Annotated in this window: 13 protein-coding genes; 3 read left to right on the top strand and 10 right to left on the bottom strand. The window is 38.2% G+C overall.

Annotated features, from left to right (window positions below; genetic code table 11):
• The 4 genes from DRF61_RS02195 to DRF61_RS02205 all read right to left on the bottom strand — a co-directional run.
• The coding region (locus DRF61_RS02195; RefSeq protein WP_157963352.1) for a hypothetical protein at nt 1-2,736 on the bottom strand (2,736 nt) is incomplete at its 3' end.
• A gap of 4 nt (nt 2,737-2,740) precedes the next feature.
• A complete protein-coding gene (locus DRF61_RS02200; protein ID WP_238601909.1) occupies nt 2,741-3,976 on the bottom strand; it encodes a T9SS type A sorting domain-containing protein in 1,236 nt (411 codons plus the stop codon).
• A complete protein-coding gene (locus DRF61_RS22850) occupies nt 3,936-4,307 on the bottom strand; it encodes a hypothetical protein (protein WP_238601910.1) in 372 nt (123 codons plus the stop codon). The genes DRF61_RS02200 and DRF61_RS22850 overlap by 41 nt, the downstream gene beginning before the upstream one ends.
• Nucleotides 4,308-4,669: 362 nt before the next feature.
• Nucleotides 4,670-6,748, bottom strand: a complete 2,079-nt coding sequence (locus DRF61_RS02205) for a T9SS type A sorting domain-containing protein (RefSeq protein WP_111953629.1) — start codon at nt 6,746-6,748, stop codon at nt 4,670-4,672.
• Nucleotides 6,749-6,896: 148 nt separating this feature from the next.
• Here DRF61_RS02205 and DRF61_RS02210 point away from each other — a divergent pair, with 148 nt between their 5' ends.
• Entirely contained in the window at nt 6,897-7,766 is an 870-nt protein-coding gene (locus DRF61_RS02210; protein ID WP_111953631.1) for a helix-turn-helix transcriptional regulator, read from the top strand.
• Between the two features lie 95 nt (nt 7,767-7,861).
• Here the strand turns inward: DRF61_RS02210 and DRF61_RS02215 are convergent, their stop codons facing one another.
• Nucleotides 7,862-8,146: a hypothetical protein gene (locus DRF61_RS02215; protein ID WP_174772309.1), complete on the bottom strand. Its 285-nt coding sequence runs from the start codon at nt 8,144-8,146 to the stop codon at nt 7,862-7,864.
• Between the two features lie 91 nt (nt 8,147-8,237).
• The gene (locus DRF61_RS02220; protein WP_111953633.1) at nt 8,238-9,845 is read right to left on the bottom strand and encodes a fumarate hydratase; all 1,608 of its coding nucleotides are present in this window, start codon (nt 9,843-9,845) and stop codon (nt 8,238-8,240) included.
• Between the two features lie 136 nt (nt 9,846-9,981).
• Between DRF61_RS02220 and fumC the strand changes: the two genes are divergently transcribed.
• Together fumC and DRF61_RS02230 are read left to right on the top strand one after the other, a co-directional pair.
• The gene (gene fumC, locus DRF61_RS02225; RefSeq protein ID WP_111953635.1) at nt 9,982-11,376 is read left to right on the top strand and encodes a class II fumarate hydratase; all 1,395 of its coding nucleotides are present in this window, start codon (nt 9,982-9,984) and stop codon (nt 11,374-11,376) included.
• A 143-nt stretch (nt 11,377-11,519) separates the two neighbouring features.
• The gene (locus DRF61_RS02230) at nt 11,520-11,726 is read left to right on the top strand and encodes a bacteriocin-like protein (protein ID WP_111953637.1); all 207 of its coding nucleotides are present in this window, start codon (nt 11,520-11,522) and stop codon (nt 11,724-11,726) included.
• A gap of 43 nt (nt 11,727-11,769) precedes the next feature.
• Here the strand turns inward: DRF61_RS02230 and DRF61_RS02235 are convergent, their stop codons facing one another.
• The 4 genes from DRF61_RS02235 to porD form a co-directional block, all read right to left on the bottom strand.
• Nucleotides 11,770-12,495, bottom strand: coding sequence for an ABC transporter ATP-binding protein (locus tag DRF61_RS02235; protein ID WP_111953639.1), 726 nt, complete (start codon nt 12,493-12,495; stop codon nt 11,770-11,772).
• 2 nt (nt 12,496-12,497) lie between these two features.
• Nucleotides 12,498-13,964 carry a DUF5687 family protein gene (locus DRF61_RS02240; protein WP_111953641.1) on the bottom strand — a complete coding sequence of 489 codons (1,467 nt, stop codon included), beginning with the start codon at nt 13,962-13,964 and terminating at the stop codon, nt 12,498-12,500.
• Between the two features lie 48 nt (nt 13,965-14,012).
• Complete coding sequence (locus DRF61_RS02245) at nt 14,013-15,662, bottom strand: DNA repair protein RecN (protein WP_111953643.1); 1,650 nt, start codon at nt 15,660-15,662, stop codon at nt 14,013-14,015.
• 75 nt (nt 15,663-15,737) lie between these two features.
• Nucleotides 15,738-16,640: a type IX secretion system protein PorD gene (gene porD / locus DRF61_RS02250; RefSeq protein WP_111953645.1), complete on the bottom strand. Its 903-nt coding sequence runs from the start codon at nt 16,638-16,640 to the stop codon at nt 15,738-15,740.
• Nucleotides 16,641-16,643 lie beyond the last annotated feature (3 nt).

Genomic DNA, 16,643 nt, shown 5'->3' on the forward strand with positions numbered 1-16,643 from the left:
AATAGTCTCGGTTCTTGACAGTGTTTTTGTGCTGCTTCCAATAGTCTGGTTTGTAGTAGTTTCTAATGGAATGCCAACCATATTCTTATCAATCATCAGTTGGTTGCCTTTTTCATGAGCATAACTATAATTTGTTTCATTAATAGATGCATCAGGAAAAGTAATTTTTTGTTTATTCAGCTGATAATGCGATGGATTATTGTAGAAGTATTCTGTTTGGGTAACAACCGGAACACCATTTAAATAATCACTTGTTTTCTGAGATTTTAAATAAGTAAAACGGCTGATGTTTTTATAATATACAACATCCATATGTGGATGATCAGCATCCCAAGTACCATTATTACCATTAGTGGCAACAGGCTCATAAATTTTACGTCGACTGATACCTCCCAGATAAGATATTCTGGTGGGATCTTCAGCATACAGATTTTCAACAGCTTTTAAAGTAGTTCCCCCATTGTCTTTATAAACGGTTAATACCTCTTTTCCATTCTTCCAACCTGAGTTCGTCCAAGGAGCAGAGATAATAGAACCTCCTTTAATAGGATTACCCGGGTAATCCGTCTCGGAACTGAAATAATGGACGCTTTTTCCTTTTCCTTCTATTTGTTCTTCCACGGTATCATAAAAAATATTCGGATTAAAAGAAAATAACCTGCCTATGTTGGATGAAGTAATGGCCGTATAGGTGGACATAGCAGGCAACGAATTTGTAGAGCCTATACAAAGTGAACCTACCAACCTATCTTCAACAAATACAGGGTCTCTGGTAATATTAATAGAATACTCCCCATTATCCCTAATATACTTATATTTTCTGGTTATAGGAAGTCCGTCAACAGGAGTGTCAACCGTTGATGCAACTCTATATCCTCCTTTTAACACATCTTGTAATACATATTTGTCTTCCTGATCAAAGTAGTAAGCCTGAATATATGCCTGACAACAAGCGAATAATGCTTGTACAGTGATTTTAATGGTCTGATTTTTCTCAACATATACATAAGCTGTTTGGCTATTATTCAATGAAGATTCTGCCGAAATACCAAGAGAGGTATATCCGATACCAGGAAAATATTCAAATAAAGGCATATAATTGCCTGACTGATCTTTAACCCACATTCCACCTTTCTGCTTATCAGTTTCTAAATCAGGGCTGTCTTTACAGTTCCCATAAGGATTAAGATAATTGGATAATTGAATACGAACATATCCCGACTTTGCAGGGGTAATAGTTAATTCCTGTGTTGAATCATAAGTGTTAGAGTTATTGACAGTCGAGGTACCTAAAAAAACTTCAGGTGCATACACCAAAACATTTTCCTTCCTAACGTGATTTTCGTAATTAAACAGTGTGTTGCCTCCTGTTGGGTAAGTAATGGTTTTTAATAACCCGTACTGTCCATAGGAAGGTTCAACTTTCTGATTAGCGCCACTATATTGAGGTGCTGTAGTATCGTTACTCGAAAACAATTGAGGTACGAGACTGCTGTTGCTCGCCCCATTATAAAATCCCCACATATCCCTAGAAAAGCTCAATCTTGAAGGAAGTACCTCAGGGTTATTGTAGATAAATTTATGTAACGAATTCGTTTTATTATTTCGTATTTCGGTTAAGAAAAGTCTTGATGCTCCGGTGGTGGTATAATTAAAACTATAATCATCTACATCTATATTATTATGATATTTTTTGATACTGGTGAGTTTTGAGTAATCACCATTTTGCGCCGAATATGAAAAAACGATAGAATTATTATTGGAATCATATATTTTTTTGAGTTGTTTGCCCAATACATACTGCTCTGAATCTGCAATAAGACCTAAATCAGGTGGTATTGTATATGTTATAAGAGGGCAATAAGGCAGTCCCAAAGAACCACCATATAATACATCTCCATATTTATACTGTTCCTCTTTGGTATAGGTCATTGTTTGGGATTGTGAAAGAATGGTCGTATAATTCACATCCTGATATTCAAAGGTAAGTGTCTGACCATTAGGAGTAATGATGGAAGTTAAATACCATGATTGTATATATTGTTGTGGAGGCTGATGTCCTCCAGTATTAAGTGTCCTGTTTTGTATATATTCTACAGCATTGAAATTATATCGTACTCCATTATCCAAGATAATTGAAAATAGGTTTCCATTATCATTTCTTTTAATTTGGTAATCTTTCTGATCAATCATAATAATATTACCTGCTTTATTGATCACAAATTTCACATTATAACCACCAAAGTTCGCAGAGTACAAATCAGGCTCAGAATCAAAATCATCATTTTCACAAAATGCCAGGTACGCATTCAGTTGTGTAGCAAAGTTCTCAGTTAGTGGAACATCCCCACTATTAAAACTACTTTCTTCATCGGGTCTATCCCGTATGGTTCTGGTAATTACTCCACCTGAAATAAAAGTCCATCCCAATCCTACTGAGCCATTCATTTCGTCCACATTAATTCCGTTGGAAGCATAGTTTAAAGAAATGGGAATACTTGTTCCATCGACTGAAAGTTCTGTAATTGGTATATTAATATTGGGAGCACCTGTAAACATTCCTATGGGAACATTTCCATATTGGCTGAATTTAAATGATTCAGGGCTGGTTGGAGATATCTTAGGAATGTGTTTGCCAGCATCATTCGTATTGGTAGTATAATCCTCTGGGGTATTACTTTGGCTATACACCAAAGCAGAAAAAATAATCCCCACCAATGTTAATTTTTTTTTCATCGTGTTATTTTTTTATGAGTTTAGCACTTGCTGTTTTATTAGTATCCGTTTTTATCGTCACCAGATAAGCCCCCTGTATCAAATTCTGGGTATTAATCTTCGTCACTTTATTCTTAGTCTTTAAAATCTGAAGCTGTCTTCCACCCATATCATACAGCATAATATCAGCTTCTTTAAAGTCAAAACCGATTTCTACATAAGCATAATCTGAAACAGGATTAGGATAGATTTTGATGTCTTGTTTTTCTATAAGCTGATCAAGTTGTTTATCTCCCAGCTTTACGATCTTCCAATTCTCTTTTCCAAGCTCTTCTGCACTGGTTCCTGCTAAAATGATTGAGCCATCTCTATTCAGCTTTATATCTGAAAGTCTTTCTTCTCTCTTCCTGGATTCTCCTTTTACGTGTTTTCTCCACTGCTCATTGCCCTCTTGATCCAAATACAGCATCCAGAAGGTTTCATCATCAGTCTCAATTCTTCCTTCTGCCTGAGTATAGCCTCCTAAAAGAATTCCTTTTGTGACATCTTGGTTCTTGGCTCTTGAATCTTGACTCTGGATTACACTCGTTCCCATCAGAATATCTCTGTTCCCAAAATTGTAAGATTTCTGCCAGATTTCTTCCCCTCTTTCGTTAAGTGAGATAAGCCATAAATCTGTACCTTCTTCTATACCTGAGGTTTTGTTTCCTGATCTCTCGGATCTGGATTCACCGCCAATTAAATAGCCTGAAGAGGTCAATGCCAATGTTCTTAAATGGTCATCTGCTTTGCCCCCCAAATTTTTTTCCCATTCTGTTTTTCCTGTTTTATCAAGCTTGATCACCCAGTAATCTCCTTCTCCAAAATTTTCAGTTTTCTTTGAACCGCCTGTAGCACTTCTGGAATAGATTCCTAATAAGGCACCACCATCTTTAGTGGGAATCATTTTCTCTATTTCATCAAGACCTTTTCCTCCTAAAACTGACTGAGAAAGTTCTTTTCCATCTTTATCGAGTTTTACAATTAAAACATCTTTTGAACCATAACCTTTAGCTGAGTTTTGAACGTTACCAGCTACAAAGAATCCTAAGTCTGTTGTTTGAATAACAGATCTTGCTTCTTCATCGGATGCTGATCCTAAAGTTTTCTGCCAGAGTTCGTCTCCAAATTCATTAAGTCGTATCAGCCAAATATCAGATCCACCTTTGGAATCTTCTTTTTTATCCAGACCCTTTCCTGAATATGAGGTACCAGAAATCAAAAATCCACCATCTTGTGTAGCAACGGTTGCGGAGATAGTCGTGATTATTTCCTGAAATGTATTTCTCCCAGGCTGCTTCACCTTGTTGGTTAAGCTTTACCAGATGGAAATCATAGCCGTTATTCTGCTTTTGACTTGAGGTCCCTGAGCCTATTGAAGGGCTGGATTGAATTGAGCTTCCCGTGATCAGATACTGTTGATCTATTGTTGTGGTCACCTGGCTTAGAAAATCCTGTGTAGAGGATTTGATGTCTTTCTGCCATAATACTTCCTGGGCAGAAAGTCCAAGAATCGTGCATAGAATACATGCACCAGAGTAAATTTTCTTCATCTGATTGTGTATTTAGTTTTATAATTAAAAATGTAAAATTAACTTTTTTTAACACATGTGCAAGTCTCCTTGCTGAGATTTAATATAGATCATATCACTTGCCAGTGTTTTCTTTTCTTGCTAATGCAAATCTATTAATGTAAAGCGACAGATCTTGACGTATTATTATATTACTTCCCCTTCATTTCTAATTGTAATAAATACATTATTAATTATCCTATCAAAAATGAAAGACCCATGATTGCATGAGTCCTTAAAACTAAATAAAAAAGTTATCCCCCTATAATACATAATTCCTATTAAACATAAAACAAAAGGCTTTGCTAAAAAAGGCTTTGCTGATCAACCAAACGGAACAGGACCTAGTTTTTAATAATTTTCTTAGAAAAAATATGGCCGTTCTTTAATTTTAATTCCACGATATAAATTCCATCCGGAAGTCCGTTCATATGGATTTGATTATTAACAAGCTGTACATTATTAAGTCTTTGCCCTGTCATATTGGTCACATTTACGCTTTCAATCAGTGAATCTGCCTTGATATTAAGGATCCCGTTTGTCGGGTTAGGATACATTCCCACTGTTTCAGTATTTTTTATGATATCCGATGTTCCAAGAGCAGAAGCAGTTTTTATACATCTTACCGCAGAACCCTGTCCCCTCATCGCCCCTGAAGAAGGATTGGCAATGGTAGAACCTATATATAAGTATTTCCCCCCTGAATTTGATGTATCCGAGCTCCAGAAATACCCTCTCTGTCCTGCAAACGTAAGTGCCCCGCTGGAAGAACTTCTGTAACCGGACGCAGGAAGTTTCAGGTGACTGTTGTAAGCTGTGCCGGGATTGGCAATATTTTCTGCATTCACAATACCTGTCCATTCTGCCTGCGATGGCATTTTCCAGCCTGTTCCTACAGCCCGGCAAGGGTCTGCCCCTACATGCTTGGATACATTTGCAGGATCTGAAGCAGTCCATTTATCGGTAGCCTCAAAGGTTCCCCACCATGAAGGTGAACCAATGATAAAAGCACTCAAACCAGCTAATCCGTCCGGTGAATTGGGAGATACCGGAGCCGCTGTTGCTGAATTTCTAAGCTGATGCCCGTCATCCCATCTTCCCCATTGGAAAAGGTCTCCATAGGAACTCTCGTCACCCATGGCAGAGGCAATCTGAGAGCTTCCCAGGTTTTGCTGCAGCCATATATTTCCGTCACCACCTCTTACAGTTGCATAGGTAACCTGCTGTCCACGGTAAGTAAAAGTAATACAGCCCGTATCTCCGGCATTGCTGCCCGGGTCTGTATTGGTACAGCCAGGCGGAACACCGTCTAACGGAATTCTTTTCACTTTAGTAACATCTTCCGTATAAGCCAGTACCAAATAATTATTTACCCTGTCTATGGCCAGGTCGTTATATTTTGCCTGTCCGTCAGAAATAAAATCCCCGCCTAAAGTCACCCAATTTTGGATAGCAGCATCAAATTTATACACTGTATTTCTTAACAGATCATCATTTTCAAAACGGCTGGCAACCACATAAGGCTGTCCGGACTGGGTCACCGCTATAGCTACGTGCTGTACCTTCCCACCGGAAAAATTAGCCTGTCCAAGCTGTACCCATGCATTTCCTTCAAATTTCTTAACGTTCAGTTTCTGCCCGTTAGCCGAACTGGAAACATAAGCTACATACAGATTATTATTTCCATCTATAGCAATATCTGAGGTATACTGTTCTGAGGAAGAAGCGGCATCTACAATACTTCCTCCAACCAGGCTCCATGCATCCGTAGCCGCTGCTGAAGTATTATTCTGATACACCCTTACACCTCCGGATATACTGCAGGTGTATACTTTTTGATCAGATCCTATAACCATTTCTGCAAATGTAGCCCCATTGGAAAATCCTGTATTTCCTACCTGTTCCCAGGCTCCGTTTATATAACGCTGTACTGTTCCTGAATTCTGACCTCCAAATGTAAAAAGTATGTTAGATGGAGAAACTGCAGAAGCATGATAGTTAGCTGCTGATGTTGTAACGTTGGGAAGCGATGACCATACAGTTCCGTTAAATTGCTGTGCTGCAATTCCCGAACCCGGATAACCAATCTGACTGGTATAAAAAACATTCCCGGAACCGTCTAATGACAGGGAGTTAAATGTTGCCGTTCCTTCTGTAATTCCTGGAGATCCTCCTACATATGACCATGAAGTTCCATTGAATTTCTGTACAGAGCCTTTAGCGACAGAAGTGTCATAATAAGAAAGGTAATAATTCCCTGTCTGGTCTACGGCCAGGTTATTATAACTGCTTCCAGCTGCTGAAACTCCCGCTGCACTTCCTACATCTTCCCATTGTTGGGCATATAGATAACTTCCTGCGATGGTCAGCAATGCTAAACCGGTGCCTATTTTACGCATCGCAAAATGTAAATTTTGAAACATATTTAATATTATTTTTAATTATTCTAAATTTAATTTAATTTTGTGCAAAATTACCTTTCATTCTTAACCCTGAGTTATCATTTCCAAACTTTTTGTTATCCGATGTTAGGCTTATTTCAAAAAATTATACATCCCTAAATCATTGTGTATGAAGAATTCCTCCAGAAACGGATTGCTTTTCAGTTCCGACCATATCAAGATGATCATGCAGGAAGAGCATCAGCCTAAGAAGTTTTCAAGATTACATATGATTGAGAGTAAGGCGAGCTTCAGTCTTCTCTTTCTGCTAAGCCCCAATATCAGATTAGAAGCGAATGACTGTGAAACAAAATTCATGTTCAGAAAAAACCAGTATATTCTCCACTATTCTTCTCAGGAAAGCACAGCCGAACTTTGGACAGAAAGCCAGGAAACTATAAAATATTTCCAGATACAGATCAATTACCAGCATATCTTTAACCTTATTGATCCCGAATCGAGCAGAGAAAATGCGGAAATTCTGGAAAATATGATCCGGAACAATTATATTTTTCTCCACAAGAAAACTCCTCCCTACATGACTGTGGAAATGCACATGATTTTAAATGAGCTGATCAGCTATTCAAAGAAAGGAATGATGCAGAGGTTATTTGTCGAGGCAAAGATTATTAAACTCCTTATCCTTATTTTTGAGCAATTCAATGAAAAAAACAATACCCGGGAAGAGCCTGGCATTTCTTTTACCGTCAAAAAGTTCATCGATGAGAATTATCACAAAAATATAAGAGCAGAAGACATCGGAAAGCTGGCGGGTATTAGCCAGAATAAGATCAGGAAAGAATTTAAACATCAGTATGATATGACCGTGACGGATTATATTTCGGAACTGAGAATGCTCAAGGCAAAGAAAATGATCATCGACAAAGACATTATGATTAAGGAAATCGCTATTGAATGTGGTTATGAGTATGTCCAGAATTTTACCCGTGCATTTAAGAAAAAATTCGGAGTTTCCCCGGAAAAGCTGAGAAACGGGTAATAAAAAAACCGCCTAAAAAATTAAGCGGTTTATATATGTTGTTTTGCTTTGATATTACTTTTTCAGAATTAAGGTGAAAAAGCAATGACAATCAATTAATGATGATGTCCGTGATCGTGGATGAAGGGTCCGTTCCCTTTAGGGTTGCTAAAGATCACTTCTACACCTTCCTGCTCATTTACCTGTTTTCTTCTGATATCTTCAGGGTCAAAAGGTTTTACTTTTCCGAAATATTCTTTCAGACCTTCAGTTAACCACATTGGGATTACCAATCCGAAGAACATGAAGATACACCAGAATCCTACTAAGAACATAATTATAAAGAATACAGTCCATAGGAACTGGTAAAACGGCCAAAATGCTGATAAAATAGTTATCATTCTCTAAGATTTTAGGCAAAAATAGGACTTTTTTGTTTTGTACACAAAAGATACAAGCCCTATTTTATAATTTATTTTGATTTTAAACTAATTAATGGGCAAGATCTGCGAAGAAATCATTGCCTTTATCGTCAGTAATGATGAATGCCGGGAAATCTTTTACTTCAATTTTTCTTACGGCTTCCATCCCTAATTCAGGGAAATCCACAATATCTACAGACACAATATTGTCTTTGGCAAGGATGGCGGCAGGTCCTCCGATGGATCCCAGATAAAAACCTCCATATTTACCACAGGCATTGGTAACATCCTTACTTCTGTTCCCTTTGGCCAGCATGATCATACTTCCGCCGTGACTCTGGAACTCATCAACGTATACATCCATTCTTCCTGCTGTTGTAGGCCCGAAGCTTCCTGAAGCCATTCCTTCCGGAGTTTTTGCCGGTCCTGCATAATAGATCGGATGATTTTTGAAATATTCCGGCATCGGTTTTCCGCTATCGATGATCTCTTTGATCTTTGCGTGGGCAATATCTCTTGCTACAATTAACGTTCCGTTCAATTTCAATCTTGTTTTGATCGGGTATTTGGACAGTTCGGCAAGAATTTCAGGCATTGGTTTATTTAGGTTAATCTCAACAGCCTCTTCCAGGTGTGGAGGCGTATCCGGTAAAAATCTTTTCGGATCCTGTTCAAGCTGTTCAAGGAAGATACCCTCTTTTGTAATTTTTCCTTTGATATTTCTGTCTGCTGAACACGAAACGCCCATTCCGACCGGACAAGAAGCAGCATGACGAGGAAGTCTGATTACTCTTACATCATGGGTAAGGTACTTTCCTCCGAACTGTGCTCCGATAGCACTTTCCTGACAGATTTTCTGAACTTTAGCTTCCCATTCAAGGTCTCTGAAGGCCTGTCCTGCTTCGTTTCCTTCTGTCGGAAGATGATCGTAATATTTTGCAGATGCTTTTTTCACGGCAGCCAGATTCGCTTCAGCAGAAGTTCCCCCAATGACAAGCGCCAGGTGATAAGGCGGGCATGCCGCTGTACCCAGATCTGAAATTCTTTCTTTAACGAATTCTTCAAGAGATTTTTCGTTCAGTAATGATTTGGTTTTTTGATAAAGGAATGTTTTGTTGGCAGAACCTCCTCCTTTCGTTAAAAATAAAAATTCGTAGTAATCTCCTTTTTTAGCATAGATATCAATCTGTGCAGGAAGATTTGACCCTGAATTTTTTTCGTCAAACATCGTCAAAGGGACTACCTGGGAATATCTCAGGTTTCTTTTCTGATAAGTATTGTAAATTCCTTTGCTTAAATATTCACCGTCATCAACCCCTGTATAAACATTTTCTCCTTTTTTCCCCATTACAATAGCCGTACCTGTATCCTGGCATGAAGGAAGAGCTCCTTCAACGGCAACCGCAGCATTCTGCAACAGGTTATAAGCAACGAATCTGTCGTTATCAGTAGCCTCCGGATCATCGATGATTCTTCTCAGACTTTCAAGGTGTGAAGAGCGAAGCATAAAAGAAACGTCTGCCATTGCTTCTTCAGCCAGAAGTTCAAGACCCTTAGGATCAATGGTCAAAATCTCTCTTTCTCCTAATTTTTCAACCTTTACGTAATCTGATGTAAGCTTTTTATACACCGTATCGTCTTTCTGGATCGGATACGGATCCTGATATCTAAAATCCATTCAATTTTTGTTTGTGCAAAAATACGGCATCCTCAAAAAAGCATGAGTAAAATCAGTCATCTGTATTGATATTTATAATGATTATAAATTGCGTGATTCTGCGTTTATAATTAACTTTATAAAAATTTCAATCACAATGAATTACAGAATCGAAAAGGATACTATGGGAGAGGTTCAGGTGCCTGCAGATAAGTTTTGGGGAGCACAGACTGAACGTTCAAGAAATAATTTTAAGATCGGACCTGAAGGTTCTATGCCCCACGAAATCATTGAAGCTTTTGCTTATTTAAAGAAAGCAGCAGCTTACACCAATACTGATCTTGGCGTTCTTTCTGCAGAGAAAAGAGATATGATTGCTAAGGTATGTGACGAAATCCTGGAAGGAAAGCTGAATGATCAGTTTCCATTGGTGATCTGGCAGACGGGCTCGGGAACGCAATCGAATATGAACGTTAATGAAGTGGTTTCAAACAGGGCTCATGTTAACAATGGAGGAACTTTAGGCGACAAATCTGAAATTCATCCGAATGATGATGTGAATAAATCACAGTCTTCCAATGACACTTATCCTACAGCCATGCATATTGCCGCTTATAAGAAAGTGGTGGAGGTAACCATTCCTGCTGTTGAAAAATTAAAGAATACACTTGCTGCAAAAGCAGAAGCTTTTAAAGATATTGTAAAAATCGGCAGAACGCATCTTATGGATGCTACTCCGCTTACCCTGGGACAGGAATTTTCAGGATACAGAGCTCAGCTTGAATTTGGATTAAGAGCTTTAAAAAATACACTTCCCCATCTTTCTGAACTTGCGTTGGGCGGTACCGCAGTAGGTACAGGGCTTAACACTCCAAACGGTTATGATGTAAAAGTAGCTGAATATATCGCGAAATTTACGAACCATCCTTTTGTTACGGCTGAAAATAAATTTGAAGCGCTGGCCGCTCATGATGCGATTGTGGAATCTCACGGCGCATTAAAACAACTGGCTGTTTCTTTATTCAAGATTGCCCAGGATATCAGGTTATTAGCGTCAGGACCACGTTCAGGAATCGGGGAAATTCATATTCCTGAAAATGAACCGGGATCTTCTATCATGCCTGGGAAAGTAAATCCTACGCAAAACGAGGCAATGACTATGGTTTGTGCCCAGGTTTTAGGAAACGATACCACGATTTCTTTTGCAGGAACGCAGGGGAATTATGAACTTAATGTTTTCAAACCTGTTATGGCATATAATTTCCTTCAGTCTGCCCAATTGATTGCAGATGCATGTATCTCATTCAATGATCATTGTGCGGAAGGTATTGAACCCAACCATGAGAGAATTAAAGAACTGGTAGACAAATCATTAATGCTTGTTACTGCTTTAAATACCCACATCGGTTATGAAAATGCAGCAAAAATTGCAAAAACAGCTCATAAAAACGGAACTACTCTAAAAGAAGAAGCTGTGAACCTTGGCTTTTTAACGGCTGAGCAGTTTGACGAATGGGTGAAGCCGGAAGATATGGTGGGAAGCCTGAAATAAATTTTTAGAATTATAGATTAAATGTAGAAAAGCCTCAGGAATCCTGAGGCTTTTAATTTGTATAAAATACTGATATTCAAAATTTTAAATCTATTTCAATTAATAATTTCACATATTAGTGATATAATATAAAAACTAATCTTATGAAAAATTTAAAAAAATTCAGCAGAGAAAGCCTGAAACAGGTATTTGGAGGTGCGGTTATTCCGCGTTGTCCTACGAACTGGTATCTTGTTCAGTACAATGGTTATTATGCATGCTGTAGTATTCCCACGGACAATCCTTGCCAGGGGTTGTGCATGGTGCATGTAGATATGTGTGCAATTCCGATAGAGGAAGATCCTATTTAAGATAATTGATGGAATGGCCGGGAAAATTTTCTCGGCCTTTTTATTATAAACTAACTGCTGAAGGCACTGAAACCTGATCTGCAAAATACTGTTCGAGATCCTTTAACGTTTCCGGATTGGTCTTTATATCTTTTACAAGCTGTCCTTTATTCACAACAACGATTCTGTTGCAGACTTCTGTGGTATGGGAAAGATCATGGCTCGAGATCAGAAAAGTTACACCATCCTGCTTTGAAAGTTCTTTGATCAGATTTTTCAGTTTGATCTGGGTGGAAGGATCCAGGTTCGCAAAAGGTTCATCAAGGATAATGATCTCCGGATTTCCGATGACAGCTCCTACTATTCCTACTTTTTTCTGATTTCCTTTTGACAGATCACGGACGTATTTTCCTGAATTAAGAATCTCACCATTGAAAAAATCGTGAAATGGTTTTAAAAATTCATCAATGGAAGCCTTATTCTGCCCTCTCAGTTCTCCGATGAAATAAAAATATTCTTCCGGTGTCAGATAGCCAATCAGGAAAGTATCATCTACAAAAGCAGAAACTTTGTTTTTCCAGGCTTCAGATTCATTCACCCTGATCTCATCAATACTTACGAAGCCTGTAGTAGGCTGAATCAGATCAAGCATAAGACTGAAAAGAGTGGTTTTTCCGGCTCCGTTGTTTCCTACCAGTCCAAAGGTTTCACCGTTAGGGATTTCAAGATGCTCAATATTAAGAACTGTGGCAGTTCCGTAAGTCTTGGATAAATTATTGATAGTAATCATAGTTAATCTTTGTTTTTAAATGCGTCCAGTGTACTGTATTTTTCGCGTTTATATTGTTTGACGATGATATCGAATATTTTTTCTCTGAGGAAGAATCCTGCAAGTCCAAAAACTGCGATGCTTACAACTCCGGCCGTAATTCCAAAGAAATATTTTGAAAGGGCAAAAACACCCATTGGAAGCAGCATTTTCGGAATTAATAAGAGCATGGATTTCAGATTAAAGCTGTTTTTCTGTCCTATCCTTTTTTCTTTTGAATTCAGATCAATTTGGGTTTTATTAAATGCTCCGGACCAAAGGGTAAGCTGGGAATTCACTCCGATATTATAAAGTCCTGCTGCCAAAAATGTGATATAAACTTCCCAACCGAAATAAGCATAAAATAATGCAACAATGATTGAAGCTGCCGTCACAATATTGATCAGCCACCATTTTGCTTTGAGATATTCTTTGTAAGGAACATTCAGCGTCATCATCAATGGATAGTAAGAACTGTCGAATGCAGGAACCCGCTGCCCGAAGAGAAACTGAAAGCCTCCTGTTACAAACAGTCCCATAAACATCATCATGGCAGGCGTCTTATAAATCACAGAGGTATACATCAGCAATCCGTAAAAAAGAAAGAAAAAACTTCCGATCAGAATTCCTTTGGTGACTTTATTCCGTCTCAGCATTTTAATATCATTATTGATAAAGGTTCCGATAACGCCATATTTGTTTAGAAAAGCAATATTTTCCGTTTTCCCGAACTGTTTTTTAGCTTCAAGCCCCTGATCCAAATAAAATTCTTTCCGGACGTAATTAAAGCATATTTTCCAAAGACTGAAAAACAGCATAACCGGAATTACAATCATATAAGGATTCTTGTAGAAACCGTAAACAAATCTCTCTGAGTAAGAAAGCACAGGGACTATATTATAATACCCAAGCCCGGCCACTGCAGCAAATAGAAGCCCTATGATAATTGCTACTATTTCCTTATCATTAAACAGAATATTAATGAAATTATTAAGGTAAAACGAAAAAGAAATCCCGATTAACCAGGCCAAAATACCCGTCACACTGTATCCATTGAACAGTGCAATAACGGAAAATGTAATAAAGAATAAAGAATTCAGCCAGCTTAATGCCGAAAGAAAGGTTTTCACAAGCATATAATTGACCAGTGTATTCTTGGGAATATTCTGGGTCAGAAACGGTTTAATATTCTGGGTAGACATTTCCTGCCAGATGTATTTCAGAATGAGGTCCAGCGCCCAGGCAACCACTACAAGTTTTGAAATCGCTTTTAAAGGATCTTGGTGCATTTCGTCCCGCACATAGAAGAATGCGGCAAAAGCACCTCCTGCCAGGCATGCCATAAAGTAGAGGATTCCTATAAAACGAAGGATCTTCATGGCAAGATTCACCCCTACAGAAGTACCACGGAAAAAGCTCTTGATTTCGAGCCTGAGGAACTTTAGAAACATATTTAGTTTTTTTACATTAGTCAGTATAATGTAAAATATGTTACAATTTTAGCCAATAAGTTCTTTAGCCTGTGCCAGTGCGGCCTCAGTAATTTTGCTCCCGGAAAGGAGCTGGGCAATCTCGTTCAGCTTTTCCTCGTCATCCAGAGGAATGATGGTAGATTGTGTTTTACCGGAAATATCACGTTTAACCACTTTGTAGTTATTATTTCCTTTGGCTGCAACTTGTGCAAGGTGAGAAATAACAATAAGCTGCATGTCTGTGGCCATTTCCCGCATCAGGTTTCCAATCTCTTCTGCTACTTTCCCGGAAACTCCCGTATCTATTTCATCCAGAATCAGGGTTGGAAGCTCATCGCTTTCGGCAATGATTTTCTTCACTGCAAGCATGACCCTGGACCTTTCACCGCCGGAAATAGCCGTCTGAATTGGTTTTAAAGGGAAGCCTGAGTTAGCTTGAAACAGCAACTGTATATTTTCTTTCCCGAATGCATTAAATTCAGGGGTATCCTGAAGCTCAATGTCAACTCGGGCTTTTTCAAGTCCTAATTTTTTAAGAAGACCTTCTGCTTTTTTGACAAAGACAGGAATAGATTTTTTTCTGTTTTTTGAAAGTTTTTCGGCCAGAGACTGAAGTGTTTTTTCTTTTTTGGAAATACTTTCTTCAATTTCCAAAATTTTATCTTCAAGTTCTGAAGCACCTTTCTGTTCTCCTGCAAGCTGGTCTCTGAGTTCTTTCAATTCATTGATATCAGAAACGCTATGCTTTAGAAACTGGGCATTGATTTTATTATTAAGATCAACAAGGATAGCAAGATTGGCTGGATTGATTTCTATTCTTTCCGATTCATTTTCAAGTTCGGAAATAATATCTTTTAGCTCCACAAAAGAAGTTTCCAGTCTTTCATCAAGTTCTGAAAAACTACTTGAAACTTCTGATATTTTTGATAGTTTATTTTTAGCTTCGTTGAAGAAAGAAAGGATCCCGACTTCTTCCTGGTGAAACCTTGAAAGAATCTGGACCAGGTTTTCAGAGATCATTTCGGCATTCTCCTGGATGGAAAGCTGGTTCTGAAGGTCTTCATAGTCTATATCGTCCAGTTTCAGTTCCTCCAGTTCGTTTAAGAGAAACTCTTTATAATCGCTTTCTTTCCTGTTTTCAGAAAGCTGGGCCTGAAATTTTTTAAGCTGTATTTTTAAACTCTGAAAATCTGAAAATTCATTCTGATATTCTTCAATCGCTTTTTTATTTTCAGAAAGACCGTCAATAATTTTAAACTGGTATTCTGAGGTAAAAAGGTTTGAGGTTTCAAACTGCGAGTGGATATCAATCAGTTTTGAAGATAATTCTTTAAGTACATCAAGGGTTACCGGTACATCATTGATAAATGCTCTGGATTTTCCGGAAGGAAGAATTTCCCTTCGGATGATGGTCTGATGCTCATAATCGAGATCATTTTCAATAAAGAATTTTTTGAACTGGTTATTTAAATCAAATTCAGTTTCTACAATACTTTTCTCTTCTGATTTGGAAATAGACTTTACGTCTGCCCTTTCGCCCAGGATAAGCCTTAAGGCACCTAAAATAATAGATTTTCCTGCTCCGGTCTCGCCGGTGATGACCTGTAAACCGTTATGCAATGATACTTCAAGAGTATCAATCAAGGCAAAATTTTTAATATAAATTCTCGAAAGCATGGATAATAGCTGATTACTTTAAGTAATGCAAATATAGAATTAAGTATTCAAAAACTTAAAACGAAGGATCTATCTTTATTTCCACTTACTCCACTTATTCTCCGAATATTTAGGTGTGAAGATCATCATCAGCTGTTTAAGATCATTCATAACAAGTCCTCCATTATTTCCTGAATTGAAAATATTGAAGATCTCATCACTTTTATTATCAAGAAACAGATTGAAGTAATAGGATTGCTGGAAAGAGTTTTCATACCTTTTCAGCTGCATAAGGGCGTCAAAAATCACTTTTTTCGCAGCGGTCTGATCCTGATTGAACAGATTATCCAAACCTGCTCTGTGATAGGTATACATCGTGGAACGCAATTGATTCCAGTTCGGGTTGATAATTTCATTGATGAGGATGGTACGGCTTCTTGGCTCATTGATGACATTCCAGCCTTCATAGTTTCTGTTCTGAGAGTTCTGGGCAATCTGCTGGGCTTTTGCAAACCATGGTGTTCCGCCCATAGACTGGAAGCTGTCTGCGTCATAACCTAAAATGACGTACACATAAAAGCTGATCACATCAATAAGGTTTTTTCCTGAGAACTGTCTTTCATTGAATACAAGATTTTCGTTTTCAATATATTCAAAGGCAAATCTCTGGTCCTGAAGGTTAATCAGCGGAGACTCATAGCTGGTACTGAATACGGGGCGCACAGCCTGAATCACAATGCTTCCCTTGAAACGGTTTCCGTCTCTTTCAGCAATAACAACTGCAAAATTACATTTGATCTTTTCGAAATTCTGAAGTTTTTTCCCGGTCCAGCTGGTATTATTGATGAAGTCTCTAAGACTTTTCTCCAAGGCTTTATAGGCCTGCTGGTTACTCCCTCCCAGTTGCTGGGAGTTGATCTGTACGGTCGCAAGCAATTCCTGGGAAAAACTCAGATTATATATAAAAAGCAGCAAAAATAGGCTTATGATTTTTTTCATTAT

This window comes from Chryseobacterium lathyri, from assembly GCF_003290185.1.
Lineage (GTDB): Bacteria > Bacteroidota > Bacteroidia > Flavobacteriales > Weeksellaceae > Chryseobacterium > Chryseobacterium lathyri.